We start from the raw sequence: 24952 nt of genomic DNA, 5'->3' as shown, positions 1-24952 counted from the left end.
GACGAGACCGGTCCGGTAGGAGAGCGCTCCGTGCGCCGCCCCGCGGTGCCGCCGGCGCGCCCCCGCACCACGCCCGAACAGGTCCACCACCGGACCGAGGCGATCGACCTCTCCGCCGGCTTCCCCCCGGTGCGGCACGAGACCTCGCAGATCGATCTGAGCGGCGGGCTGCCCGGCGGGCTGCCGATCCCGCCGCGGCGCCCGCGGCAGGGCCGGCGCCTCGGGATCGACGTCGGCACGGTGCGCGTCGGCGTCGCCGTCTCCGACCCCACGGGGACCCTCGCCAGCCCGCTGGAGACCGTCCAGCGCCGCCGTGACGAATCGGACCTGGATCACATCGCGGCGCTGGTCGTGGAACACGAGGTGACAGAGGTGATCGTGGGGGAGCCGCGGCACCTCTCGGGTGCGTCGGGCGCCTCGGCGCGGGAGGCCCGTGCCTACTCTCGAGCTCTTGCCGGGCGGATCGGGAACGTGCCCGTGCACCTCGTCGACGAAAGGCTCTCCACCGTGACCGCAGCCAGTTCCCTCCGGGCGAACGGTCTCGACAGCCGTCAGCAGCGCTCGGTGATCGACCAGGCTGCCGCCGTGGTCATCCTGCAGGCATACCTGGACGCCCAGCGGGAGCGCCCGTGAGTGATCCGACCCCGCCCCGGCGGCGGGGTCGGCACGCCTCGCCCGACGAGTTCGGCGGCGTGCCCGCCGACGCGTGGCGGGCCGCCATGCCGCGACAGGTGACCGGGGAGGGGCCCGGCAACCCGGTCCCGGCCGGCGCGTTCGGCGCACCGGCGCCCCGGCTGCACCGGGCCACCCCGGCCACCGGCGTCCCGCAGGTGCCGCCGGGTGGGCTGTTCCGCGAGGCGGCATCCGGCCCCTCCGACGGGGAGCACCGCACCGGCCCCCTGATCCCGCCCGCCGGGGGCACCGTTCCCGGCCCCGCCCGGCCGGTGCCCGGCGCCGCGCACGAGCCCGGCACCCACCCGTCGGCCCCGCTGCCGGGCCTGCCGCCGCGGCCGGCCGGCGCCTGGTCGCGCCTGCAGCGCCGCGACGAGGCCGGCCCCGACGACGCGCAGACCGTCGCCCAGCCGCTCGCCGCCGCCCCCGGCGTGCCCGGCGAGCCGCGCGACGACGACCCCGTCGAGGAGGCCGGAACCCGCGGCCGGGATGCCTGGGACGACGAGCAGGACTCCACCGGTGGCCTGGAGGTGCTCGGCACGCCCGGCACCGAGGAGCTCCCCCGGTCGCGGCGCCGCGCCCGGCACGGGGACGGCGGCGGAGCCGGCGACCCGGCCGCCGGGCGGCGTCGCCGCAGCCCGATCGCCGTCGTCGTCTCCCTCGTGGTGCTCGCCGGCCTGGTGGCCGGCATCGTCTTCGGCGGCAAGGCGCTGCTGACCCTGGTGAACCCGCCCAGCGAGGACTTCGCCGGGCAGGGCAGCGGCAGCGTCGAGGTCCGGATCGCGGTGGGGGACACCCTCAGCGACATCGCCCGGGCCCTGACCGACGCGGGCGTGATCGCCTCCGTCGGCCCGTTCGTCGACGCCGCCGAGGTCGAGCCCGCGGCGATGGGCATCCAGCCCGGCGTCTACGCCATGCGCGAGCAGATGAGCGGGCAGGCCGCCCTCGACCTGCTGCTCGACCCGGCGACCCGGCTGTTCTCCCGGGTGACCATCCCCGAGGGCTTCACGGTGCAGGCGGTGCTGGACCGGCTCGCCGAGGCCACCGAGACGCCGGTCGAGGAGCTGCAGGCCGCCGCGGCCGATCCCGCGGCGCTGGGCCTGCCCGCCTACGCCGGTGGCCAGCTCGAGGGCTACCTGTTCCCGGCGACCTACGACTTCACCCCGGACACCACCCCGGTGGACATGCTCCGGACGATGGTCGGCAAGTTCACCGAGACCGCCGCGCGCATGCAGCTCGAGCAGCGGGCCGCGGCCAGCGGGCGCACGGTCGAGGACATCGTGACCGTCGCCTCGATGGTGCAGTCGGAGACCCGGCTGGACGAGGAGCGGACGACCGTCGCGCAGGTCATCTACAACCGGCTCGACCGCGGGATCGCGCTCGGCATCGACGCCACGCTGGCCTTCGGCCTGGGAAAGAACGGCAACGAGCTGACGGTCACCGACCTGCAGACCGACGGCCCGTACAACAGCCGGACCCGCCCGGGCCTGCCGCCCACGCCGATCAGCTCCCCGGGCGAGGCCAGCCTCCAGGCGGCGCTGAACCCGACCGCCGGCGACCTCCTGTACTACGTGCTCGAGTCGCCGGACGGCCGGCACTTCTTCACCGCCGATTACGCCGAGTTCCAGGCGGCGCGGGAGCGGTGCGCCGCCGCCGGCCTCGGCTGCGGTGGCTGACGGGACCGCCGGGGGGAAGGCGGGGCCCGCCGGCGCGCGCGCGGCCGTCCTCGGCCGGCCCGTGGGGCACTCGCTGTCCCCCCTGCTCCACCGGGCCGCCTACGCCGCGCTCGGGCTCACCGGGTGGACCTACGACGCCCTCGACATCGGGCCTGCGGACCTCCCGGTGCTGCTGGCCGGGCTGGGCGAGGAGTGGCGCGGCTTCTCGGTGACCATGCCGTGCAAGCAGGCCGCGGTGGACGTCGCCGACGTCGTCGAACCGCTGCCGCGGCTGCTGCACGCGGCCAACACGCTGGTGCGGACCGAGGCCGGCTGGCGCGCGGAGAACACCGACGTCGCCGGCATCGGGATGGCGCTGCAGCTGGCCGGCGTCGAACGGGTCGGGCGGGCCGCGCTCGTCGGGGCCGGCGGCACCGCGGCCGCGGCCGCCGTCGCCCTCGCCTCGCTGGGCGCCGAGCACGTGGACGTGATCGTCCGCGAGCCCGCCCGCGCCGCGGACCTGCTGCGCGTCCTGGACACCCTGTCCGTGCCGACCACGGTCCGGCCGCTGGCCGGGACCACCGTCGACGCGCCGGTGGTGGTCAGCACCGTGCCGGTCGGCGGGCAACCCGCCGCCGCCGCGCTGGAGTGGTGCACCGGCCAGACCGTGCTCGACGTGCTCTACGACCCGTGGCCCACCCCGCTGGCCACCCGCGTCACCGCGTGCGGGGGCACCGTCATCAGCGGCCTCGAGGTGCTGTTCTGGCAGGCCACCGCGCAGGTCGAGCTCATGACCGGGCAGCCCGCGCCGATCGCCGCGATGCGCGCCGCCCTGGACGCCCGCTGAGCCTCGGGGATGCGCCGGGCCCCGTCCTGGCCGCGGTGCTGCTCGCGGCCGTGGCGGTGGGTCCCTGGCTGGCCCGCGTCTCGGTGCGGCTGGCGGCCCGGGACGAGACCGCGCTGCCGTCGGGACGGCGGATCGCGGTCACCACGCTCGCGCTGGTCGCCCTCCTCGCCGCCGTCCTCGCGCTGAGCGGGCTGCGCCCGGCCACGGTCGGGCTCGCCTGGACCGCGGCCGCGGGGCTCGTCCTCGGCGCGGTCGACCTCGCCGTCCACCGGCTGCCCGACCGCGTGACCTTCCCCGCCTGCGCCGCGGTCGCCGCCGCCCTGCTGGTCGACGCCGCCGTGCTCGGCACGTGGCCCGCGCTGCTGCGCGCCGTCCTGGCCGCCGGCGCGGCCTTCGGGCTGGCGCTGCTCGCGGCCCTCCTCTCACCCGAGGGCCTCGGCTTCGGCGACGTCAAACTGCTCGCCCTGCTGGGGCTGGTGCTCGGCTGGGTGGGCTGGGGTGCGCTGCTGGCCGGGGTGTTCCTCGGCCTGCTCACCGGAGCCCTCGTGTCGCTGGCCCTGGTCGCCGGCCGGCGCGCGGGCTGGCGCACCGCGCTGCCGTTCGGGCCCCCGCTGCTCGTCGGCGCCGCACTGGCCCTGGCCCTGGAGGGCCCGGTCCCGCTCGGCTGAGCGGAGGACCGGGCCGGCAGCCGCGGCGGAGCGCGCAGCGCCCGCCTGGCAGAATCACGGGCATGTTGCGCTGGCTGACCGCCGGTGAGTCGCACGGCCAGCAGCTCACCGCCATCCTCGAGGGCCTGCCCGCCGGCGTGCACGTCCGGACCGCCGACCTCGACCTCGACCTGGCCCGCCGCCGGCTCGGCCACGGCCGCGGCGCGCGGATGTCCTTCGAGCAGGACGTCGTGACCTTGACCGGCGGGGTCCGGCACGGGCGCACCCAGGGCGGCCCGATCGCCGTCCAGGTCGGCAACACCGAGTGGCCGAAGTGGACCACGGTGATGTCCGCCGACCCGGTCGACCCCGAGGAGCTCGCCGGGCAGGCCCGCAACGCGCCCCTCACCCGCCCCCGGCCCGGCCACGCCGACCTGCCGGGCATGCAGAAGTACGGCTTCGACGACGCCCGCCCCGTGCTCGAGCGGGCCAGCGCCCGCGAGACCGCGGCCCGCGTCGCCCTCGGCGCCATCGCCCGGGCCTTCCTGCGCCAGGCCCTCGACGTGGAGGTCGTCAGCCACGTCGTCGGCATCGGGCCGGTCGTCGTGCCCGACGGGATCGTGCCCGGACCGCAGGACAACCCGCGCATCGACGAGGACCCGGTGCGCTGCGCCGACCCGGAGACCAGCGCCCTCATGGTCGCCGAGGTGGACGACGCCCGGAAGAACGGCGACACGCTCGGCGGGGTCATCGAGGTCGTCGTGCACGGGCTGCCGCCGGGCCTGGGCAGCCACGTCCACTGGGACCGCCGGCTGGACTCCCGCCTGGCCGCCGCGCTCATGGGCGTGCAGTCGGTCAAGGCGGTCGAGGTCGGCGACGGGCTGGAGACCGCCCGCCGCCGCGGATCGGTCGCCCACGACGAGATCGTGCTGGCCGACGGACGCATCCAGCGGCTCTCCGACCGCGCCGGCGGCATCGAGGGCGGGATGACCAACGGCGGGGTGCTGCGGGTGCGGGCCGCGATGAAGCCGATCTCGACCGTGCCCCGGGCCCTGGCCACCGTCGACGTCGCCACCAGGGAGCCCGCGGTCGCCATCAACCAGCGCAGCGACGCCATCGCGGTGCCGCGCGGGGCCGTCGTCATGGAGGCGATGGTCGCGCTGGTGCTGGCCGACGCGGTGCTGGAGAAGTTCGGCGGCGACTCCCTGGCCGAGACCCGCCGCAACGCGCAGGCCTACCTCGACTCCCTCGCGATCCGATGACCCGTCCCCTCGCCGTCCTCGTCGGCCCGCCGTCGTCGGGCAAGACGACCGTCGGCACGGCGCTGGCCGGGATCCTCGGCGTGCCGTTCCGGGACACCGACGCCGACATCGAGGACGTGACCGGCCAGACGGTGGCCGACCTGTTCATCGAGCGCGGAGAGCCGCACTTCCGGGCACTGGAGGAGCAGGCGGTGGCGCTCGCCCTCGCCGCGCACGGCGGCGTCCTGGCGCTGGGGGGTGGCGCGGTGCTCAGCGCGGCCACCCGCGCCCTGCTCGTGCGCTACGTCCGGGAGGGCGGCACGGTCGTCTGGCTCGACGTCGACCTCGCCTCGGCCGCCAAGCGGGTCGGCCTGGGCCGGGAGCGCCCGGTCCTCGGCATGAACCCGCGGGCCACGCTGAGGAACATGCTCGTGGCCCGCGCCCCCCTCTACGGCGAGGTGGCCACCCTGACCGTGCCCACCGGCGGGCGCCAGCCGGACGAGGTCATCGCCGAGGTCGCCGCCGCCGTCGCGCCGCAGCGGAGCCCCTCGTGAGGCGGGTGACCGTTCCCGGCGACAAGCCCTACGAGGTCGTCATCGGGCCGGGGGCGCAGGCCGAGCTGGGCCTGCTCCTCGCCGGCACCGCGCGGGCCGCGGTGGTGCACGCGCCGCCGCTGGCCGCGCTCGCCGGCGCGGCGGTCGAGACCCTGCAGACCGCGGGCGTGGCCGCGGAGGCGGTCGTCGTCCCCGACGGCGAGGCGGCCAAGACCGCCGAGGTGGCCGCAGGGGCGTGGGAGGAGTTCGGCCGGCTCGGGCTCACCCGGTCCGACGCCGTCGTCGGCGTCGGGGGCGGGGCGGTCACCGACCTGGCCGGCTTCCTGGCCGCGACCTGGGTCCGGGGCGTGCGCGTGGTGCACCTGCCGACCAGCCTGCTGGCCATGGTCGACGCCGCCGTGGGCGGGAAGACCGGCATCAACACCGGCGCCGGCAAGAACCTCGTCGGCGCGTTCCACCCGCCCGCGGGGGTCCTGGCCGACACCGACGTGCTCGCCGGGCTGCCGGAGGCGGAGTTCCGGGCCGGGCTCGCCGAGGTGGTCAAGTGCGGCTTCATCGCCGACGGCGGCATCCTCGACCTGCTCGCGGCCGATCCCAGCGGCCGGCGGAACACCGCGGAGCTGATCGAGCGCGCCGTGCAGGTCAAGGCGGACGCGGTGGGGGAGGACCTCTTCGACACCGGCCGCCGGGAGTTCCTCAACTACGGGCACACCCTGGCCCACGCCATCGAGCGGGTGGAGGACTTCGGCTGGCGGCACGGCGAGGCCGTCGCGGTGGGCATGGTGTTCGCCGCGGAGCTGGCCGGGCAGGCCGGCCTGCTGACCCGCGGCGAGGTCGACCGGCACCGCACGCTGATCGAGGCGATCGGTCTACCCACCCGCTACCTGCCCACCCGCTACGCCGGGGACTGGGAGGGCCTGCAGTCGGTCATGCGGGTGGACAAGAAGGCCCGGGGCGCGTCGCTGCGCTTCGTCGTCCTCGACGGGCTGGGCCGCCCGCGCATCCTCGCCGACCCCGACCAGGCCTGGTTGGACGCGGCCTGGGCGGCCGTGGCCGCCCCCTCACCCGAACAGGAGCGCGCGTGACGATCCAGGTTCTCAACGGCGCCAACCTCGGCCGGCTGGGCAAGCGCGAGCCGGAGAAGTACGGGACGACGACCTACGCCGAGCTGGTCGAGCTGATCGAGGCGGCCGCCGCGCAGCTCGGTCTGCAGGTGCAGGTGCGTCAGACCGACGACGAGGGTGAGCTGCTGCGCTGGGTCCACGACGCCGCCGACGCCGGCCACCCGGTCGTCATCAACCCCGGCGGCTGGTCGCACACCTCGGTCGTGCTGCACGACGCCCTGGCCGCGGCCACCGCGCCGGTGGTGGAGGTGCACCTCACCAACATCCACCGGCGGGAGGAGTTCCGGCACCACTCCTACGTCTCCCGCGTGGCCGACGGCGTCATCGCCGGGCTGGGCGTGGACGGCTACGTGCTGGCCCTCCGCTGGCTGGCCGCCCGGGATCACCGGTGAACCCGGTGAGCCGCGCGGCGGAGCGGCGGGAGCGGCTGCGGGCCACCGCGGCCGAGCGGGGGCTGGACGCGGTCCTGGTGACCAACCTGCTCAACGTCCGCTACCTGACCGGGTTCACCGGGTCCAACGGCGCGCTGCTGCTGCGCACCGACGGCGCCGACGTGTTCGGTACCGACGGCCGCTACACCACCCAGGCCGGCGCGCAGGTGCCCGACGTCGAGCTGCTGGTCGACCGGGGCACGGTGGGCGCGCTCGCCCGGGCGGCGGTCCGGCGCGGGGCCGGCCGGATCGGCTACGAGAGCCACCACCTCACCGTCGACGCCCTGCGCGCCCTCGAGCGGGTGCTCGCCGACGCCGCCGAGGGCGGGACGGTCCCGGAGCTGACCAGCGTGCGGCGCGCCGTCGAGGATCAGCGGGCGATCAAGGACGACGCGGAGATCGACGCCCTGCGGCGGGCCTGCGCGGTGGCCGACGCGGCGCTGGCCGAGCTGGCGGCAGAGGGGGCGCTGCGCCCGGGGCGCACCGAGCTGCAGGTCAGCCGGGAGCTCGACGCCCGCATGCTGGCGATGGGGGCCGAGGCGCCGTCGTTCGAGACGATCGTGGCCACCGGCGCCAACTCCGCCATCCCGCACCACCGGCCCGATGCGACCGTGCTGCGGGAGGGCGACTTCCTCAAGCTGGACTTCGGCGCGACCGTCGACGGATACCACTCGGACATGACCCGCACCGTGGTCCTCGGCGGCCCTCACGGCACGGCCGCGGACTGGCAGCGGGAGATCTACGAGCTGGTTGCCGCCGCGCAGGCGGCCGGGCGGGCGGCGCTCGCCGTGGGCGCCGACGTGGTGCAGGTCGACGCCGCCGCCCGCGACGTCATCGCCGCGGCCGGTCACGGCGAGCACTTCACCCACGGCCTGGGGCACGGCGTGGGCCTGGAGATCCACGAGGCGCCGGGCATCGGGCAGCTCGGCGCGGGTACGCTGGCCGCCGGCATGGCCGTCACCGTGGAACCAGGGGTCTACCTGCCCGGCCACGGCGGGGTCCGGATCGAGGACACGCTGGTCGTCATGGATGGCGAGCCCGAATTGTTGACCCTCACGAGCAAGGAACTGCTGGTTCTCTAGATGGCTACCACCAACGACCTCAAGAACGGCATGGTTCTCAACCTGGACGGCCAGCTCTGGGCCGTCACCGAGTTCCAGCACGTCAAGCCCGGCAAGGGCGGCGCCTTCGTCCGCACCACGCTGAAGAACGTGCTCTCGGGCAAGGTGGTCGACAGGACCTTCAACGCCGGCACCAAGGTCGAGACGGCGAACGTGGACAAGCGGTCGATGACCTACCTGTACAAGGACGGCGCCGACTACGTCTTCATGGACGGCGACACCTTCGACCAGATCCCCGTGTCCGCCCAGACCGTCGGTGGCGGCGCGGACTACCTGCTGGAGAACACCGAGGCCGTCGTGGCGGTGCACGACGGCACCCCGCTCTACGTCGAGCTGCCGGTGACCATGGAGCTCGTCGTCGAGCACACCGACCCGGGCCTGCAGGGCGACCGCTCCACCGGTGGCACCAAGCCGGCCACCCTGGAGACCGGCGCGCAGATCCAGGTCCCGCTGTTCATCAACACCGGCGACCGGCTGAAGGTCGACACCCGCGACGGCCGGTACCTCGGCCGCGCCAACTGACCGCCCGGCTCCGACCATGGCCGCCCGGTCCAAGGCGCGCAAGCGTGCCGTCGACGTTCTCTACGAGGCCGATCTACGCGGCGCCGACCGCCTGGAGCTGTTGCGCGAGCGGATCGCCGAGGGGCACCCGCCGGTCAGCGAGCACTCCGTGCGCCTCGTGGAGGGCGTCGCGGAGCACGCCGACCGGATCGACGAGCTGATCTCCCGGCACGCCACCGGCTGGACGCTGGAGCGGCTGCCCGACGTCGACCGCGCGATCCTGCGCATGGCCGTCTTCGAGCTCCTCTGGGTCGACGACGTGCCCGACGCGGTGGTCATCGACGAGGCCGTGGAGCTGGCCAGGGCGCTGTCCACCGACGACTCGCCGGCGTACGTGAACGGTGTCCTCGGGGCGATCCTGGACCGGGAGGTCCCCACCGAGGGCCCCCCTCGAAGCTGACGACGGCTGCCCCGGTTCCTGTCGCGGGCCAGGTGCACAGCGGCACTGCAGGTCGCGGCGGGCGAAGAGCAGGACGCCGCGGGTGACCCCCGACTGCAGGTGCCCGAGGTGGTACTCCCACGGCTGCAGGAAGCCGGTGGCGTCGGGGACGCCGTCGTGGACGACGATCGTGTTGCCGCCCTCCTGCACCGGTCCCCGCGCGATGTCGGTGAGCAGCCGGGCTGTCACCGCGGGCGCATCGCCCGCACCGCGGTCTGGGCGACCACGACGTAGACCAACGCGATGCCCAGCGCCGCGCCGCTGTTGCGCACGATGCTGGTCAGGCCGAAGCCGAGCTGCGCGGAGAACACGGTGAGCAGCACACCCCGGCCCTGCGTCTGAAGCAGGCCGGTAGGTCTTGGAGACCGCGGTCGTCTGCACGGCCGGCGTGGGGCCTCCCTGTGGGTCCGCCTCGGGGGCGAGCACCCTGGCACAACCCGCCGGCCGAACCGGCCCGCGGCGCACGGAAGCCCAGCTCAGCGGCCTGTCGTACGACCAATGGGCACTGGGGTCCCCTCCTCGCCGGTGCCCAGGATCAGGGCGCATCCCGACCCAGGAGGACACCATGAGAGACCGCGATCCCGACCGCGGCCGCGCCCGTCGCGCCGGCTCCCGCTGGCGCGCAGCCCTGATCGCCCTCGCCCTGGCGGTGCCGCTGGCGGCCCTCGCCTCACCGGCGCAGGCGGCCTCGTCGAAGGCGTGCGAGAACGGCGGCTACCGGTTGATCAGCAGCACCGGCGCGGTCGTCGCGCGGGCCACCGACCGGGAGGTCGTGACCACGGTCCCGGCGGTCACCCTCGGCGCCACGTTCACCGTGCAGGGCCGCTACAACCAGTTCGTGGTCCGGGCCAGCGACCTCGCGCTGTTCGACTACGCCTTCACCGGCGCGGCCAACCGGCTGGACATGACCGGCGGCCGGTTCACCCCGGTGTGGGAGAGCAAGGTCCCCGACCACCGCGGCCTGGCGCTCAGCAGCGCCGTCACCGTCCAGATGGAGGACGAGGACCTGGTCATCAGCCGCACCGGGACCGGCCTGTCGATGAAGATCCAGTCCAAGGACTGCGCGCAGGGCGGCATCTTCCAGATGGAGCCCGAGCGCGGCGACGGCACCGCGACCCGCATCCAGCACACGCTGGCACCCGAGGCCTTCTACTTCGACAACCCGAACTTCCGTGCCCGCCAGGGGCAGTACCTCGGGTCGGAGTGCACCAGCGTCGAGACCGGCCCGCCGAGCCGGTTCTGCGTCCGGGTCTCGCCGCGGGTGAACATCGGCAACGACGTCTCCTCGCGGTTCGTCGCCCGCGACAGCGCCCAGGTCGCCGACCGGGTGCCGCAGCCGGAGTGCAACACCCAGGCCCCGGTGACGCCGAGCGTCGAGCACTGCGGCCGGGTGTCGGTCTGGGACGTCGCCAGCGGCGGCCGGATGGGCTTCGTGACCGGTGAGGACTCCGTCGAGGTGGCCAACCCGCCGACCGAGTGCACCTCCGACTGCCAGGCGCAGAACCAGGTCCGCGGGCGGCTGGCCGTCCTCGGGTTCCCCTTCCCGGTTCCGGCCGGCAGCCGGCTCGTGCCGCCGTCCGCCGCGCCCTTCGCGCCGATCACCGGGCCGTGAGGACCGGCTGAACGACGCCGAGGTCAGCGCGGGGAGCGGCGGCGCTCCCAGTTGGGGTTGATCTCCTCGTCCTCGTCCTCTCCCCCGGCGATGCCCTCCATGCCGGGGGAGAGGACGCCCCACTCGATGAGCCGGGAGGTGAGCTCGTCGGGGCTCATGTCGTAGATGATCGCCAGCGACTTGAGGTCCTCGGCGCGGATGGAGAGCACCTTGCCGTTGTAGTCGTGCCGCTGCGCCTGGATCGTCGAGGCGTAACGCGCCAGCGGGCCGGCCTCGTCGGCGGGCAGCGACCCGAGCGACTCCAGGTTCAGCACGATCTTCGTCGTCGACGTCACCGCCGAGCTGGGGCGCGGGTCGGGCAGCAGCTCGGAGACCGGCACGCCGTAGAAGACGGCGAGCTCGGAGAGCCGCTGCACGGTGACCGCGCGGTCACCGCGCTCGTACGAGCCGACGACGACGGCCTTCCAGCGGCCGTGTGACTTGTCCTCCACTCCCTGGAGCGAGAGCCCCTGCTGGTTGCGAATCGCGCGAAGCCGGGCACCGAGGGCCCGTGAGTAGTCGGTGCTCATCGCTGTCCTGCTCACTGTCCGTCGTCGTGGTTAGCGATCTGTCGTCACGGAGCGTACTGGTCAAGGAAAGGTAACGGCACCATCACACTCCTCTGGGTTATCCGGCCACGATCCTCGCGCTCATCGCCCCGGTACGGGCCACATCCGTTCGTGCGAACCGCCGAATTCGTGGGCCCGGTCGGCGCCGGCGCGGCCGCCGCCGGCGGGGACCACGGTCGAGCCCCGGAGGGCGACCGCGGTCGCTCGGGCCCACTCCGGCGGGCTGCCGGCCGGGTGCAGTACCGTCGTCGGCGGTCCACCCCACTCCTTTAACGACCCGTCCCGTGAGGCGGGGAAGGAGGCCTGATGGCCGAGCATGCCCTCGGCAGCGCGCCCGCGACCGGCGTTCTGCTCTCCGCCGCCGACGTCACCCGTGTGGTGGACCGGATGGCCCACCAGCTCATCGAGCGGGCGGCGGCCGCCAGTCCGGGCGCCCCGGACGGCGGTCTCTCCGATCTGGTCCTCGTCGGCATCCCCACCCGCGGTGCCCCGCTGGCCCGCCGGCTGGCCGCCCGCGTCGAGGCGTTCTCCGGGATCCCCGTCGACGTCGGCACCGTCGACATCACCCTCTACCGCGACGACCTGCGGCGGCAGGGCGTCCGCGCGCTGGAGCCGACGCTGCTGCCCGCCGCGGGCATCGAGGGCCGGCTGGTGGTGCTCGTCGACGACGTCCTCTTCTCCGGCCGCTCGGTGCGCGCCGCTCTCGACGCCCTGCGCGACCTCGGCCGGCCCCGGGCGGTGCGGCTGGCCGTGCTGGTCGACCGGGGGCACCGCGAGCTGCCGATCCGCGCCGACTACGTCGGGAAGAACGTCCCGACCTCGCTCACCCAGCAGGTCAAGGTGCGGCTGACCGAGATCGACGGGGCCGACGAGGTCGTGCTCCTCGGGGGCGAGCGGTGAAGCGGCACCTGCTGGAGGCGGCCGACCTCGACCGCGCCGATGCGACCCTGGTGCTCGACACCGCGGCGCAGATCGACGCCGCGCTGGCCGGTCGCGAGGTCAAGAAGCTGCCCACGCTGCGCGGCCGCACCGTGGTGAACCTCTTCTACGAGGACTCCACCCGCACCCGGATCTCCTTCGAGCTGGCGGCCAAGCGGCTCTCGGCCGACGTCATCAACTTCTCGGCCAAGGGCAGCAGCGTCTCCAAGGGTGAGAGCCTCAAGGACACTGCGCTGACCCTGGAGGCGATGGGCAGCGACGCCATCGTCGTCCGGCACAGCGCCTCCGGGGCGCCGCACCGGCTGGCGCACTGGGTGCGGGGCAGCGTGGTCAACGCCGGCGACGGCACCCACGAGCACCCCACCCAGGCGCTGCTGGACGCCTACACCGTCCGGCGCCGGCTGGGCCGGCTCGAGGGCGTTCGGGTGGCGATCGTCGGCGACGTGCTGCACAGCCGGGTGGCCCGCTCGAACGTGCGGCTGCTGCACACCCTCGGCGCGGAGGTCACCCTCGTCGCGCCCCCGACGCTGCTGCCGGTCGGCGTGGGCAGCTGGCCCGCGGAGGTCAGCTACGGCCTGGACCCCGTGCTGCCCAAGTCCGACGTGGTGATGATGCTGCGGGTGCAGGCCGAGCGGATGCACGCCTCGTTCTTCCCCAGCGCCCGCGAGTACAGCCGCCGCTACGGCCTCGACGCCCCCCGCATGGCGGCCCTGCCCGACGACGCGATCGTCATGCACCCGGGCCCGATGAACCGCGGCATGGAGATCGCCGCCGACGTGGCCGACTCGGCCCGTTCCACCATCGTCGAGCAGGTCGGCAACGGGGTCTCCGTGCGCATGGCCGTGCTCTACCTGCTGCTGGGAGGCGGCGTCCAGTGACCTCGTACCTGATCAAGGGCGCACGGCCCTACGGCGGGGACGCCGTCGATCTCCTGCTGAAGGACGGCCGGATCGCCGCCATCGGCGAGTCGCTGGCCGCGACCGGCGCCGAGGTGGTCGACGCTGCCGGGCTGATCGCCCTGCCCGGCCTGGTCGACCTGCACACCCACCTGCGCGAGCCGGGCCGGGAGGACGCCGAGACCGTCGAGACCGGCAGCCGCGCGGCCGCGCTCGGCGGCTTCACCGCGGTGCACGCGATGGCCAACACCGACCCGGTGGCCGACACCGCCGGCGTCGTCGAGCAGGTGTGGCGGCTGGGCCAGGAGGCCGGACTGGTCGACGTCGTCCCGGTCGGTGCGGTCACCGTGGGGCTGGCCGGTGAGCGGCTGGCCGAGCTGGGCGCCATGGCCGACTCCGCCGCCCGGGTGCGGGTGTTCTCCGACGACGGGCACTGCGTCGCCGACCCCGCGCTGATGCGCCGGGCGCTGGAGTACGTCAAAGCGCTCGACGGCGTCGTCGCCCAGCACGCCGAGGAACCGCGGCTGACCGTGGGCGCCCAGATGCACGAGGGCGACCGCTCGGCGCGCCTCGGCCTGACCGGCTGGCCCGCCGCCGCCGAGGAGGCGATCATCGCCCGCGACGTGCTGCTCGCCGGGCACGTCGGCGCCCGGCTGCACATCTGCCACGTCTCCACGGCCGGCTCGGTGGACATCCTGCGCTGGGCGAAGGCGCGGGGCGTGCAGGTGACCGCGGAGGTCACACCGCACCACCTGCTGCTCACCGACGAGTGCGCCGAGAGCTACGACCCGGTGTTCAAGGTGAACCCGCCGCTGCGCACCGACGCCGACGTCGAGGCCGTCCGGCGCGGGCTGGCCGACGGGACGATCGACGCGGTCGCCACCGACCACGCCCCCCACCCGGTGGAGGACAAGGAGTGCGAGTGGGCGCAGGCCCGGCCCGGGATGCTCGGGCTGGAGCAGGCCCTGCCGGTGGTCGTGCAGACGATGGTCGAGACCGGCCTGCTGGACTGGCGCGGCGTCGCCGACCGGATGTCGGCCCGCCCGGCGGCGATCGGCCGCCTCGACGGTCACGGCCGCCCGCTCGAGCCGGGGGAGCCGGCGAACCTGCTGCTGCTCGACCCCGGCGTGCGGTCGACGGTCGACCCCGCGGCGCTGGCCAGCCGCAGCCGCAACAGCCCCTATGCCGGCCGGGAACTGCCCGGCCGGGTGGTCGCGACCTTCCTGCGTGGGATCCCGACCGTTCTGGACGGAAAGGCACAGAGGTGAGAGAAGCGTTGCTCGTCCTGGAGGACGGCAGGACGTTCCGGGGCGAGTCCTACGGCGCGGTCGGGACGACGGTCGGTGAGGCGGTCTTCGCCACCGGCATGACCGGCTACCAGGAGACGCTGACCGACCCCAGCTACCACCGCCAGGTCGTCGTCATGACGGCCCCGCACATCGGCAACACCGGCGTCAACGACGAGGACGACGAGAGCCGGAGGATGTGGGTCGCCGGGTTCGTCGTCCGCGACCCCGCCCGCCGGCCGGCCAACTGGCGGGCCACCGGCAGCCTGGACGACGAGCTGGCCGAGCAGGGGGTCGTCGGGATCAGCGGCATCGACACCCGGGCCCTCACCCGCCACCTGCGCGACCGCGGCGCGATGCGCGTGGGCATCTCCACCGAGCTCGACCAGGACCAGCTGCTCGAGGTGGTGCAGGCGGCCGAGAGCATGACCGGCGCGGACCTCGCGCCCCAGGTGAGCACCGGTGAGGCGTACGTCGTCCCGGCGGTGGGGGAGAAGCGGTACACGATCGCCGCCCTCGACCTCGGCATCAAGACCGCGACCCCGCGGCACCTGGCCGCGCTCGGCGTCGAGACGCACGTGCTGCCCTCGACGTCCACGGCCGAGGAGCTGCTGGCCGCCGGGCCGGACGGGGTGTTCCTCTCCAACGGCCCGGGCGACCCGGCCGCCGCCGGCTACGCGGTCGACGCGGTCAGGGGCGTGCTCGACGCCCGCCGGCCGCTGTTCGGCATCTGCTTCGGCAACCAGATCCTCGGCCGGGCCCTGGGACTCGGCACCTACAAGCTGCAGTTCGGGCACCGGGGGCTCAACCAGCCGGTCCTCGACCGGGTCAGCGGCACGGTCCGCGTGACCAGCCACAACCACGGCTTCGCCGTGGACGCGCCACTGGACCGGCCGACCGACACCCCCTACGGGCGGGTGGAGGTCAGCCACGTCGGCCTCAACGACGACGTGGTGGAGGGCCTGCGCCTGCTCGAGGCGCCGGCGTTCAGCGTCCAGTTCCACCCCGAGTCGGCGGCCGGGCCGCACGACGCCGCTCCGCTCTTCCAGCGGTTCGTCGACCTCATGGAGGAGAACCGCAGTGCCTAAGCGGACCGATCTGCAGCACGTCATGGTGATCGGCTCCGGGCCGATCCTCATCGGGCAGGCCGCCGAGTTCGACTACTCCGGCACCCAGGCGTGCCGGGTGCTCAAGGCCGAGGGGCTGCGGGTCAGCCTGGTCAACAGCAACCCGGCGACGATCATGACCGACCCCGAGGTCGCCGACGCCACCTACGTCGAGCCGCTCACCCCCGAGTTCGTCGAGAAGGTCATCGCGAAGGAGCGCCCCGACGCGCTGCTGGCCACCCTCGGCGGGCAGACGGCGCTCAACATCGCGATCGGGCTCTACGAGAACGGCGTGCTGGAGAAGTACGGCGTCCAGCTCATCGGTGCCGATGTCGACGCCATCAACCGCGGCGAGGACCGGCAGCTGTTCAAGGACATCGTCCGGTCGATCGGTGCCGACGCCCCCCGCTCGAGGGTCTGCGGCACGGTCGAGGAGGCCCTGGCCACCGCGGCCGAGGTCGGCTACCCCGTCGTCATCCGGCCGTCGTTCACGATGGGCGGGCTCGGGTCGGGCATCGCCACCGACGAGCCGATGCTGCGCCGCATGGCCGGCCACGGCCTCGCCGACTCCCCGGTGCACACCGTCCTCATCGAGGAGTCGGTGCTGGGCTGGAAGGAGTACGAGCTCGAGCTGATGCGCGACCGCAGCGACAACGTCGTCGTCATCTGCTCGATCGAGAACATCGACGCGATGGGCGTGCACACCGGCGACTCGGTGACCGTCGCCCCGGCGATGACGCTCACGGACGTCGAGTACCAGCGGATGCGTGACGTCGGCATCGCGGTGCTGCGCGAGGTCGGCGTCGACACCGGCGGGTGCAACATCCAGTTCGCCGTCCACCCGGAGACCGGCCGGCTGGTCGTCATCGAGATGAACCCGCGGGTGTCGCGGTCGTCGGCGCTGGCGTCGAAGGCCACCGGCTTCCCGATCGCGAAGATCGCCGCGAAGCTGGCCATCGGCTACACGCTCGACGAGATCACCAACGACATCACCGGTGTCACCCCGGCCGCCTTCGAGCCGACGCTGGACTACGTCGTCGTGAAGATCCCGCGGTTCGCCTTCGAGAAGTTCCCCGGCGCCGACCCCCGGCTGACGACGACGATGAAGAGCGTCGGCGAGGTCATGGCGATGGGCCGCAACTTCCCCGAGGCGCTGGGCAAGGCCATGCGGTCGACCGAGACCAAGGTCGCGGGCTTCTGGACCGGGAAGCCGGATCCCCGCTCGGCCGAGGACCTCCTCGACGCGCTGCGGGTCCCGGTCGATGGCCGGCTCTACCTCGCCGAGGCCGCGCTGGGGGCCGGCGCCACGGTCGAGCAGGTGGCCGCGGCGAGCGGGTTCGACCCGTGGTTCGTCGACCAGATCGCCCTGGTCCGGGAGGTGGGCGAGGCCGTCCGCGAGGCGCCGGCGCTCACCCCCGAGCTGCTGCGCCGCGCGAAGCGGTACGGCCTGTCCGACCGGCAGATCGCCGCCCTGCGGCCGGAGCTGGCCGGCGAGGACGGCGTCCGGCGGCTGCGCTGGCGGCTGGGGGTCCGGCCGGTCTACAAGACGGTGGACACCTGCGCCGGGGAGTTCGCCGCCCGCACGCCCTACCACTACTCCTCCTACGACGAGGAGACCGAGGTCGAACCCCGCGAGAAGCCGGCGGTGCTGATCCTCGGCTCGGGCCCGAACCGGATCGGTCAGGGCATCGAGTTCGACTACTCCTGCGTGCACGCCGTCATGGCGCTGCAGGACGCCGGCTACGAGGCGGTGATGGTCAACTGCAACCCGGAGACCGTCTCCACCGACTACGACACGGCCGACCGGCTGTACTTCGAGCCGCTGACCTTCGAGGACGTCCTCGAGGTGGTCGAGGCCGAGCGGGCGGCCGGGCCGGTGGCCGGGGTGATCTGCACCCTGGGCGGGCAGACGCCGCTCGGCCTCGCGCAGCGGCTCAAGGACGCCGGGGTGCCGGTGCTCGGCACGTCGCCCGAGGCCATCGACGACGCCGAGCACCGCGGGGCCTTCTCCCGCGTGCTCGCCGACACCGGCCTGCTGGCGCCCAAGCACGGGACGGCGACCACGTTCCCGGAGGCCCGGGCGATCGCCGCCGAGATCGGGTACCCGGTGCTGGTCCGCCCGTCCTACGTGCTGGGCGGGCGGGGGATGGAGATCGTCTACGACGACGCCACCCTCGAGGCGTACATCGCCAAGGCGACCGAGGTCAGCGCCGACCACCCGGTGCTCGTCGACAGGTTCCTCGAGGACGCCGTCGAGATCGACGTGGACGCGCTCTACGACGGCACCGAGCTCTACCTGGGCGGGGTCATGGAGCACATCGAGGAGGCCGGCATCCACTCCGGCGACTCGGCCTGCGCCCTGCCGCCGATCACCCTCGGCTCGGCGGACCTGCGGAAGATCCGCGCCGCGACGGAGCAGCTGGCCGCCCGCATCGGCGTCCGGGGCCTGATGAACGTCCAGTACGCGATCAAGGACGACATCCTCTACGTCATCGAGGCCAACCCGCGGGCCAGCCGCACGGTGCCGTTCGTGTCCAAGGCGACGGCGGTGCAGCTGGCGAAGGCGGCGGCGCGGATCGCGGTGGGCGAGACGATCGCCTCGCTGCGGACCGCCGGTGTGCTGCCCGCGACCGGCGACGGCACCGACCTGCCCGAGCACGCGCCGATCGCGGTCAAGGAGGCGGTGCTGCCCTTCCACCGGTTCCGCACCGTGGAGGGGCAGGGCGTCGACACCGTCCTCTCGCCGGAGATGAAGTCCACCGGCGAGGTGATGGGGCTCGACACCGAGTTCGGCACGTCGTTCGCCAAGTCGCAGGCCGCCGCCTACGGGTCGCTGCCGACCGGCGGGACCGTCTTCGTCTCGCTGGCCAACCGCGACAAGCGCTCGGCGATCTTCCCGATCAAGCGGCTGGCCGACCTCGGCTTCCGGGTCCTCGCCACCACCGGCACCGCGCAGGTGCTCCGGCGCAACGGGGTGGCGGCCGAGGTGGTCGGCAAGTTCAGCGAGGGGCCGGGCAACGTCGTCGAGCGGATCCAGGCCGGCGAGGTCGACATCGTCGTCAACACGCCCTTCGGGTCGCCGGGCAACAGCGGGCCGCGGCTGGACGGCTACGAGATCCGCGCCGCCGCCGTCGCGGCCGGGATCCCGTGCATCACCACGGTCCAGGGCATGGCGGCCGCCGTGCAGGGCATCGAGGCGCTGCGGGGCGGCGACATCGGCGTGCGCAGCCTCCAGGAGGTCCACGCGGCACTCGGCGGAGCGCGGCCGTGACGGGCCGACGTGGCCAGGTCGGCCCGCTGCTGACCTCCCCGGCGCCCCGGGCGACGCACCGGCCGGTGCAGCGGGTGGTCGAGGTGGCGCGGCGGCGGCCGGTCGGGGCCTACGTGGAGCTGGTCCTCGCCGCGCCGGACATCGCCGAGCGCAGCGAGCCCGGTCAGTTCGTGGCCTTCGCCGTCGGCGGGCCGACGTCGGCGCACCTGCTGCGCCGCTCGATCGCGATCGCCGGTGCCGGGGACGGCGAGGTCACGGTCGTGGTGGCCCCGCACGGGCCCGGCTCCACCTGGCTGGCCGCGCTCCAGGCCGGGGACACCGTCGACGTCGTGGGCCCGCTCGGCCGGCCCTACCCGATGCCGGCCGACGGCACCCCGGCGCTGCTGGTCGGGGGCGGGTACGGCGCGGCCGCGCTGGTCGGGCTGGCCGCCCGGCTGCGGGCCGCCGGCTCCCCGGTGACCGCGATCTGCGGCGCCGCCTCGGCCGACCGGCTCTCCTCGGTCGAGGAGCTGGGTGAACTGGCCGAGGTGGTCGTCACGACCGACGACGGCAGCGCCGGCCGGCAGGGCTGGGTCACCGACGCGATGGCCGGGGTCCTCGGGCGGGTCGGCGTGGTCTACGCGTGCGGCCCGATGGGGATGCTGCGCGCGGTGGCCGAGGGAGCGACCGCCGCGGGGCTGCCGTCCTACGTCGCGGTCGAGGAGTCGATGGCCTGCGGGGTGGGCGTCTGCATGACGTGCGTGTTGCCTGTGGTGGGTGAGGACGGGCGCACCCGCTTCTCCCGCTCGTGCACCGAGGGCCCGGTCTTCGGCGGTGACCGGGTGCGCTTCGCCGACGTCGGGGCGCTGCCCTGGGACGTCGTGGGGGCCGACGCGATGGGAGTGGTGGCGCCGTGACGCTGGTGGATGCGGCCGTCGACATGACGACGGCGCTCGGCGCGGCACCGATCCCGAGCCCGGTGCTGACCGCGTCGGGCTGCTCGGCGTTCGGGCAGGAACTCGATCCCTTCATCGACCTCACCGCCATCGGCGCCGTGGTCACCAAGTCGGTGCAGCTGCGGGCCCGCTCCGGCCGTCCCACGCCGCGGATGGCCGAGACCCCGAGCGGGATGCTCAACTCGATCGGGCTCCAGGGCCCGGGCATCGACGGGCTGCTCGCCGATGACCTGCCGTGGCTGGCCGAGCGCGGCGCCCGGGCGTTCGTCTCGATCGCGGGTACGCGCGTCGAGGACTTCGCCGAGCTGGCCCAGCGGCTGCGCGGCGTGCCGGGGGTGCTCGGCCTCGAGGTGAACATCAGCTGCCCGAACGTCGAGAGCCGGGGCGAGGTGTTCGCCTGCGACCCCGTCGCCGCCTCCGACGTCGTCGCCGCGGTCCGGGCCGCGGCCGATCCCGCCCAGCCGGTGTACGCGAAGCTGAGCCCCGACGTCACCGACATCGTGAGCGTCGCCCGCGCGGTCACCGAGGCCGGCGCCGACGGCCTGTCCATGATCAACACCCTGCTCGGGCTGGTCATCGACCCCGACACGATGAAGCCGGTCCTCGGCGGTGTCACCGGAGGGCTGTCGGGCCCGGCCATCCGGCCGGTCGCCCTGCGCTGCGTGTGGCAGGTGCACCAGGCCCTGCCGGAGGTGCCGATCCTCGGCATGGGGGGCATCCGCGACGGCCTCGACGCCCTCCAGTTCGTGCTCGCCGGCGCCTCCGCTGTCTCGGTAGGGACGGCGGTGTTCAACGACCCGACCGCGGTCGCCCGGGTACACGAGGAGCTGGCCGCGGCGCTGGCCGCCCGGGGCTTCGGCAGCCTCCGCGAGGCCGTCGGGTATGCGCACAGATGACCGAGCTCGCGAGGTCATCCGGAGGCGCAGCACCGTCGGGCGCGGTGACGACGAGCGCCAGCGAGGAGGAGACGTGACCGCCCCTTTCGGTCGGCGCCTCGCCGACGCCGTCGCCGCCCGCGGCCCGCTGTGCGTGGGCATCGACCCGCACGCGCCGCTGCTGGAGAAGTGGGGCCTGCCCGACGGGCCCGAGGGGCTGGCCCGGTTCACCGCCACCGTCGTCGACGCCCTGGCCGGCACCGTCGCCGTTCTCAAGCCGCAGCTGGCCTTCTACGAGCGGCACGGCTCGCGGGGCCTGGCGGTCCTGGAGGACGCCGTCGCGCGGGCCCGGGCGGCCGGCGCGCTGGTGCTGCTCGACGCCAAGCGCGGGGACATCGGGTCGACCATGGACGCCTACGCCGACTACCTGCGCCCCGACCACCCGCTCGCCGTCGACGCGATGACCGTGAGCCCCTACCTGGGCCCGGGGTCCCTGCAGCCGGCCGTCGACACCGCCCGGATGTGCGGCGGGGGGCTGTTCGTGCTGGCCCGCACCTCCAACCCGGACGCCGGCACGTTCCAGCACGCGTCGGTGGGCGAGCGGAGCGTCGCGCAGGTGGTCGTGGACACCGTCCGCGGCTGGAACACCCCCGGCTGGGTCATCGGCGACCCGCTGCCGGACGTCGCCGCAGTCCGGGACCAGGCGAGCCGGTTCGGGCCGACCACGGGCTCCTTCGGCGTGGTCGTCGGCGCCACGCTGCGCGACCTCGACATCGACCTCGAGGGGCTCGGCGGCCCGGTGCTCGCGCCGGGGCTGGGCGCCCAGGGCGGGTCGGCCGCCGATCTGCGCCGGCTGTTCGGGTCCGGAACGGCCGTGGTGCCGACGGTTTCCCGGGACGTCCTGGCCGCCGGCCCCGATCCCGCCGGGCTGCGGGCGGCGGCCCGACGGTGGGCCGACGAGCTGGCCGGATGAGACGGGCGGGGGGCATGCCGGACCGCGAAGGGGCGGAGGACACGCCGGACGGCGCGCTCACCAGCGGTTCCGACACCGCGCCCGGCGTGTCGCGCGCGGTGTGTCGGACGAATCCGTCCGGAAATCTCGCCGCGGTCGATACCGGACGGTTTCGCTCCTGACCTGGGGAGATGACCGATGGTCACCGGAAAGTGCCACACAGGGTGAGCGCTGGGGTGCCGAGTACGGGAATCTGGCGGCGCAGAGGAGCGTGACCTGCGCATATGCCGGGAACTAGGTTGATCGCCAGGCTCAGCAGCGAGCCCCTGACCCCGACACCGCACCGAGCCCGCCTGGTCCGACAGTTGGCCAGCGCCAAGATGATTGGGTCGCACCATGCCCCTTCCTGAGCTTTCCCCCGAACAGCGCGCCGCCGCTCTGGAGAAGGCCGCAGCCGCCCGCAAGGCCCGAGCCGAGCTGCGCGAGCGGCTCAAGAGCAAGGGCGCCACGGTCAGCGACGTCCTTCGGCAGGGTGACACCGACGAGGTGATCGGAAAGATGCGCGTCTCCGCGGTCCTCGAGTCCCTGCCCGGAGTGGGCAAGGCGCGGGCTGCGAAGATCATGGAGCGGCTCGAGATCTCCCCGACCCGCCGGGTGCGTGGTCTGGGTGCCAACCAGCGCAGAGCCCTGGAGTCCGAGTTCGGCGGCGAGCAGGCGGCCGCCGAGCAGGTCTCCGCCCAGGGCTGACCCGCTCCACGAGGCACCCGGAGGCCGAGGACGACGCGTGGCGAGTGCCGCCCCCCAGCACCCCCCGGTACGTCTGACCGTGCTCTCCGGCCCGTCCGGGGTCGGTAAGGGAACGGTCGTGGCCGAGGTCCGGCGCCGGCACCCCGAGGTGTGGGTGTCGGTGTCGGCCACCACCCGCCCGCCCCGCCCCGGGGAGGTGGACGGCGTGCACTACCACTTCGTCTCCGATGCCGAGTTCGACCGCCTGATCGCCGATGACGGCCTGCTCGAGTGGGCCGAGTACGCCGGCAACCGCTACGGCACGCCGGCCGCCCCGGTACGCGAACGCCTCGCCGCCGGGGCGCCGGCCCTGCTGGAGATCGAGCTGCAGGGGGCGCGCCAGGTCCGGGCCCGCGACACCGACGCCCAGCTGGTCTTCCTGGCCCCGCCCTCGTGGGGGGAGCTGGTCAGCCGGCTGGCCGGTCGCGGGTCGGAGCCGGCGGCGGTGCAGGAGCGCCGGCTGGCCATCGCGCAGGCCGAGCTGGACGCCGCCGGGGAGTTCGACGTGGTCGTGGTCAACGACGACGTCGTCCGGGCCGCAGACGAGTTGGTAGGCTTGTTGACTGCGCCGTCGTCCGGATCCCTCCGGAGCGGTGGCGCCTCCGAGTGACGGGGCCTGGTCCCGCCGCCCGCCACTCCCGCCCAACGATCGAGGAGCAAGCCCCGCCGTGTCCGGAGTCGCACCCGCCCCCGAGGGCATCACCAACCCGCCGATCGACGAACTGCTCGAGCGCACCAGCAGCAAGTACGGCCTGGTGATCTTCGCCGCCAAGCGCGCGCGTCAGATCAACGCCTACTACAGCCAGCTCTCCGAGGGCCTGCTGGAGTACGTCGGCCCCCTGGTCGACACCGCCCCGCAGGAGAAGCCGCTCTCCATCGCGCTGCGCGAGATCAACGAGGGCCTGCTCACCCACACCGCCGGCGACAACTGAGAAAGGACCACCCTGCCCCCCGCCACTCGCAGGCTCGCGGCGGGTCCCTGCAGGGTGGCCGCTCCAGTACCTCACCAGGGGCACCCAGAAGTGATGAGAACGCACCCGGCAGTGGCTGCCGGGTGCGTTCTCGTGTGGGGAGGATGACTGCATGAGCCGGATCGTGCTCGGCGTGGGCGGGGGCGTCGCCGCCTACAAGGCCGCGTTGCTGCTGCGGGCGTTCACCGAGGCCGGACACGACGTGCGGGTCGTCCCGACGCCGGCGGCGCTGCGCTTCGTCGGCGCGGCCACCTTCGAGGCGCTGTCGGGCAACCCGGTCACCACCGACGTCTGGGCCGACGTCGACGAGGTGGCCCACGTCCGCATCGGGCAGACCGCCGACCTGGTCGTCGTCGCCCCGGCCACGGCCGACCTGCTCGCCCGCGCCGCCGCCGGCCGCGCCGACGACCTGCTCACCGCCACCCTGCTCACCGCGCACTGCCCGGTCGTCTTCGCCCCGGCCATGCACACCGAGATGTGGCTGCACCCCGCGACCCGGGACAACGTCGCCACCCTGCGCCGCCGAGGTGCGATCGTGCTGCCGCCCGCCGTCGGCCGGCTGACCGGCCCCGACTCCGGTCCCGGCCGGCTGCCCGAGCCGGCCGACATCGCCGCGCTGGCCTCCGTCGTCCTGACGGCCGGCGCCGGGGCGCTGACCCAGGACCTGGTGGGCCGCCGCGTCGTCATCAGCGCCGGAGGCACCCGCGAGCCGTTGGACCCGGTCCGCTACCTGGGCAACCGCTCGTCGGGCCGGCAGGGCTGGGCGCTGGCCCGGGTCGCCGCCGCCCGCGGCGCCGAGGTGGTCCTGGTCGCGGCCAACGTCGACCTGCCCGCACCGTTCGGCGTCCGCGTCGTCCCGGCCGGGACCGCCGAGGAGCTGCGCGCGGCGATGCTCGCCGAGTCCGCCGACGCCGACGTCGTCGTCATGGCCGCCGCGGTCGCCGACTTCCGGCCGGAGACCGTCGCCGCCACCAAGCTGAAGAAGGGCGGCGCCGCCGAGCCGAGCGCGGTGCCGCTGGTGCGCAACCCCGACGTCCTCGCCGAGCTGGTGACCAAGCGGCCGGCCGGGCAGCTCGTCGTCGGGTTCGCCGCCGAGACCGGGGACGACGCGGGCGACGTGCTCACGCACGCGCGGGCCAAGCTCGCCCGCAAGGGCTGTGACCTGCTCGTGGTCAACGACGTCTCCGGCGGAGGGGTCTTCGGCCGGCCCGACAACGCCGCGGTGGTGCTGGCCGCCGACGGCACGGCGGGCGAGGAGCTCCAGGGCAGCAAGGACGCCGTCGCTGCCGGCATCTGGTCGGCCGTGGCCCCGCGGCTGTCCTGAGCCGCGCGACCGCGACGGGCGCGTTCGACCCGCCGCGGCCCCGCGCCGGTAACGTGCAACCGACGCACGGCTGCCGCCGTACGGGACCAGCGCCGCCCC

Annotated in this window: 26 protein-coding genes; 24 read left to right on the top strand and 2 right to left on the bottom strand. The window is 74.6% G+C overall.

All coding sequences use genetic code 11. The features are described 5' to 3' along the window. Positions 1–30: 30 nt before the first annotated feature. The 11 genes from ruvX (at position 31) to nusB (ending at position 9253) form a co-directional block, all read left to right on the top strand. Positions 31–633 (top strand): Holliday junction resolvase RuvX, encoded by a 603-nt coding sequence (ruvX, locus tag BMZ50_RS12990; RefSeq protein WP_177212770.1) that lies wholly within the window; start codon positions 31–33, stop codon positions 631–633. Further along, complete coding sequence (mltG, locus tag BMZ50_RS12985) at positions 630–2348, top strand: endolytic transglycosylase MltG (protein ID WP_091325160.1); 1719 nt, start codon at positions 630–632, stop codon at positions 2346–2348. Before ruvX ends, mltG begins: the two co-directional genes overlap by 4 nt. Continuing rightward, positions 2341–3174 carry a shikimate dehydrogenase gene (locus BMZ50_RS12980; RefSeq protein ID WP_091325158.1) on the top strand — a complete coding sequence of 278 codons (834 nt, stop codon included), beginning with the start codon at positions 2341–2343 and terminating at the stop codon, positions 3172–3174. Before mltG ends, BMZ50_RS12980 begins: the two co-directional genes overlap by 8 nt. Before the next feature lie 35 nt (positions 3175–3209). Further along, positions 3210–3842 carry a prepilin peptidase gene (locus BMZ50_RS12975; protein WP_245753623.1) on the top strand — a complete coding sequence of 211 codons (633 nt, stop codon included), beginning with the start codon at positions 3210–3212 and terminating at the stop codon, positions 3840–3842. A 62-nt stretch (positions 3843–3904) separates the two neighbouring features. Then, complete coding sequence (aroC, locus tag BMZ50_RS12970; protein ID WP_091325156.1) at positions 3905–5083, top strand: chorismate synthase; 1179 nt, start codon at positions 3905–3907, stop codon at positions 5081–5083. After that, complete coding sequence (locus tag BMZ50_RS12965) at positions 5080–5616, top strand: shikimate kinase (RefSeq protein WP_091325154.1); 537 nt, start codon at positions 5080–5082, stop codon at positions 5614–5616. Before aroC ends, BMZ50_RS12965 begins: the two co-directional genes overlap by 4 nt. Then, entirely contained in the window at positions 5613–6701 is a 1089-nt protein-coding gene (gene aroB, locus BMZ50_RS12960; RefSeq protein WP_091325152.1) for a 3-dehydroquinate synthase, read from the top strand. Before BMZ50_RS12965 ends, aroB begins: the two co-directional genes overlap by 4 nt. Beyond that, complete coding sequence (gene aroQ, locus BMZ50_RS12955) at positions 6698–7132, top strand: type II 3-dehydroquinate dehydratase (RefSeq protein ID WP_091325150.1); 435 nt, start codon at positions 6698–6700, stop codon at positions 7130–7132. Before aroB ends, aroQ begins: the two co-directional genes overlap by 4 nt. Further along, a complete protein-coding gene (locus tag BMZ50_RS12950) occupies positions 7129–8253 on the top strand; it encodes a M24 family metallopeptidase (RefSeq protein WP_245753622.1) in 1125 nt (374 codons plus the stop codon). The genes aroQ and BMZ50_RS12950 overlap by 4 nt, the downstream gene beginning before the upstream one ends. Then, positions 8254–8814: an elongation factor P gene (gene efp, locus BMZ50_RS12945; protein WP_091325148.1), complete on the top strand. Its 561-nt coding sequence runs from the start codon at positions 8254–8256 to the stop codon at positions 8812–8814. 16 nt (positions 8815–8830) lie between these two features. After that, on the top strand, positions 8831–9253 hold the full coding sequence (gene nusB / locus BMZ50_RS12940; RefSeq protein WP_091325146.1) for a transcription antitermination factor NusB: 423 nt from the start codon (positions 8831–8833) through the stop codon (positions 9251–9253). Positions 9254–9477: 224 nt separating this feature from the next. On the opposite strand, the gene BMZ50_RS24190 is transcribed toward nusB, so the two are convergent. After that, complete coding sequence (locus BMZ50_RS24190; RefSeq protein ID WP_177212769.1) at positions 9478–9615, bottom strand: hypothetical protein; 138 nt, start codon at positions 9613–9615, stop codon at positions 9478–9480. Positions 9616–9857: 242 nt separating this feature from the next. Between BMZ50_RS24190 and BMZ50_RS12935 the strand changes: the two genes are divergently transcribed. Next, on the top strand, positions 9858–10904 hold the full coding sequence (locus tag BMZ50_RS12935; RefSeq protein ID WP_218146232.1) for a hypothetical protein: 1047 nt from the start codon (positions 9858–9860) through the stop codon (positions 10902–10904). A 23-nt stretch (positions 10905–10927) separates the two neighbouring features. Here the strand turns inward: BMZ50_RS12935 and bldD are convergent, their stop codons facing one another. After that, complete coding sequence (gene bldD, locus BMZ50_RS12930) at positions 10928–11473, bottom strand: transcriptional regulator BldD (RefSeq protein ID WP_091325144.1); 546 nt, start codon at positions 11471–11473, stop codon at positions 10928–10930. Between the two features lie 345 nt (positions 11474–11818). Here bldD and pyrR point away from each other — a divergent pair, with 345 nt between their 5' ends. The 12 genes from pyrR (at position 11819) to coaBC (ending at position 24853) form a co-directional block, all read left to right on the top strand. Further along, complete coding sequence (pyrR, locus tag BMZ50_RS12925; protein WP_091325141.1) at positions 11819–12412, top strand: bifunctional pyr operon transcriptional regulator/uracil phosphoribosyltransferase PyrR; 594 nt, start codon at positions 11819–11821, stop codon at positions 12410–12412. Next, positions 12409–13329 (top strand): aspartate carbamoyltransferase catalytic subunit, encoded by a 921-nt coding sequence (locus BMZ50_RS12920; RefSeq protein WP_091325139.1) that lies wholly within the window; start codon positions 12409–12411, stop codon positions 13327–13329. Before pyrR ends, BMZ50_RS12920 begins: the two co-directional genes overlap by 4 nt. After that, entirely contained in the window at positions 13326–14615 is a 1290-nt protein-coding gene (locus BMZ50_RS12915) for a dihydroorotase (protein ID WP_091325137.1), read from the top strand. The genes BMZ50_RS12920 and BMZ50_RS12915 overlap by 4 nt, the downstream gene beginning before the upstream one ends. Beyond that, positions 14612–15721, top strand: a complete 1110-nt coding sequence (carA, locus tag BMZ50_RS12910; RefSeq protein WP_091325134.1) for a glutamine-hydrolyzing carbamoyl-phosphate synthase small subunit — start codon at positions 14612–14614, stop codon at positions 15719–15721. The genes BMZ50_RS12915 and carA overlap by 4 nt, the downstream gene beginning before the upstream one ends. Further along, the gene (gene carB, locus BMZ50_RS12905; RefSeq protein ID WP_091325132.1) at positions 15714–19010 is read left to right on the top strand and encodes a carbamoyl-phosphate synthase large subunit; all 3297 of its coding nucleotides are present in this window, start codon (positions 15714–15716) and stop codon (positions 19008–19010) included. Before carA ends, carB begins: the two co-directional genes overlap by 8 nt. After that, positions 19007–19906 (top strand): dihydroorotate dehydrogenase electron transfer subunit, encoded by a 900-nt coding sequence (locus BMZ50_RS12900; RefSeq protein WP_218146231.1) that lies wholly within the window; start codon positions 19007–19009, stop codon positions 19904–19906. Before carB ends, BMZ50_RS12900 begins: the two co-directional genes overlap by 4 nt. Then, on the top strand, positions 19903–20841 hold the full coding sequence (locus BMZ50_RS12895) for a dihydroorotate dehydrogenase (RefSeq protein ID WP_245753621.1): 939 nt from the start codon (positions 19903–19905) through the stop codon (positions 20839–20841). The genes BMZ50_RS12900 and BMZ50_RS12895 overlap by 4 nt, the downstream gene beginning before the upstream one ends. Before the next feature lie 73 nt (positions 20842–20914). Further along, positions 20915–21793, top strand: a complete 879-nt coding sequence (gene pyrF, locus BMZ50_RS12890) for an orotidine-5'-phosphate decarboxylase (protein ID WP_218146230.1) — start codon at positions 20915–20917, stop codon at positions 21791–21793. Between the two features lie 375 nt (positions 21794–22168). After that, positions 22169–22519, top strand: coding sequence for an integration host factor, actinobacterial type (gene mihF, locus BMZ50_RS12885; RefSeq protein WP_091325126.1), 351 nt, complete (start codon positions 22169–22171; stop codon positions 22517–22519). Positions 22520–22556: 37 nt separating this feature from the next. After that, a complete protein-coding gene (gene gmk / locus BMZ50_RS12880) occupies positions 22557–23168 on the top strand; it encodes a guanylate kinase (protein WP_091325124.1) in 612 nt (203 codons plus the stop codon). A 58-nt stretch (positions 23169–23226) separates the two neighbouring features. Then, positions 23227–23490, top strand: a complete 264-nt coding sequence (rpoZ, locus tag BMZ50_RS12875; RefSeq protein ID WP_089305624.1) for a DNA-directed RNA polymerase subunit omega — start codon at positions 23227–23229, stop codon at positions 23488–23490. A gap of 151 nt (positions 23491–23641) precedes the next feature. Continuing rightward, entirely contained in the window at positions 23642–24853 is a 1212-nt protein-coding gene (gene coaBC / locus BMZ50_RS12870; RefSeq protein ID WP_091325122.1) for a bifunctional phosphopantothenoylcysteine decarboxylase/phosphopantothenate--cysteine ligase CoaBC, read from the top strand. Positions 24854–24952 lie beyond the last annotated feature (99 nt).

Source organism: Geodermatophilus ruber, assembly GCF_900114385.1.
GTDB classification, from domain to species: domain Bacteria; phylum Actinomycetota; class Actinomycetes; order Mycobacteriales; family Geodermatophilaceae; genus Geodermatophilus; species Geodermatophilus ruber.
This window is presented reverse-complemented; position numbering and strand designations above follow the sequence as displayed.

Excerpts from the sequence above, each read along its gene's own strand:
- aroC (WP_091325156.1), top strand. The coding sequence starts at position 3,905 with ATGTTGCGCTGGCTGACCGCCGGTGAGTCGCACGGCCAGCAGCTCACC.
- BMZ50_RS12965 (WP_091325154.1), top strand. The coding sequence starts at position 5,080 with ATGACCCGTCCCCTCGCCGTCCTCGTCGGCCCGCCGTCGTCGGGCAAG.
- efp (WP_091325148.1), top strand. The coding sequence starts at position 8,254 with ATGGCTACCACCAACGACCTCAAGAACGGCATGGTTCTCAACCTGGAC.
- nusB (WP_091325146.1), top strand. The coding sequence starts at position 8,831 with ATGGCCGCCCGGTCCAAGGCGCGCAAGCGTGCCGTCGACGTTCTCTAC.
- BMZ50_RS12935 (WP_218146232.1), top strand. The coding sequence starts at position 9,858 with ATGAGAGACCGCGATCCCGACCGCGGCCGCGCCCGTCGCGCCGGCTCC.
- bldD (WP_091325144.1), bottom strand. The coding sequence starts at position 11,473 with ATGAGCACCGACTACTCACGGGCCCTCGGTGCCCGGCTTCGCGCGATT.
- pyrR (WP_091325141.1), top strand. The coding sequence starts at position 11,819 with ATGGCCGAGCATGCCCTCGGCAGCGCGCCCGCGACCGGCGTTCTGCTC.
- mihF (WP_091325126.1), top strand. The coding sequence starts at position 22,169 with ATGCCCCTTCCTGAGCTTTCCCCCGAACAGCGCGCCGCCGCTCTGGAG.
- coaBC (WP_091325122.1), top strand. The coding sequence starts at position 23,642 with ATGAGCCGGATCGTGCTCGGCGTGGGCGGGGGCGTCGCCGCCTACAAG.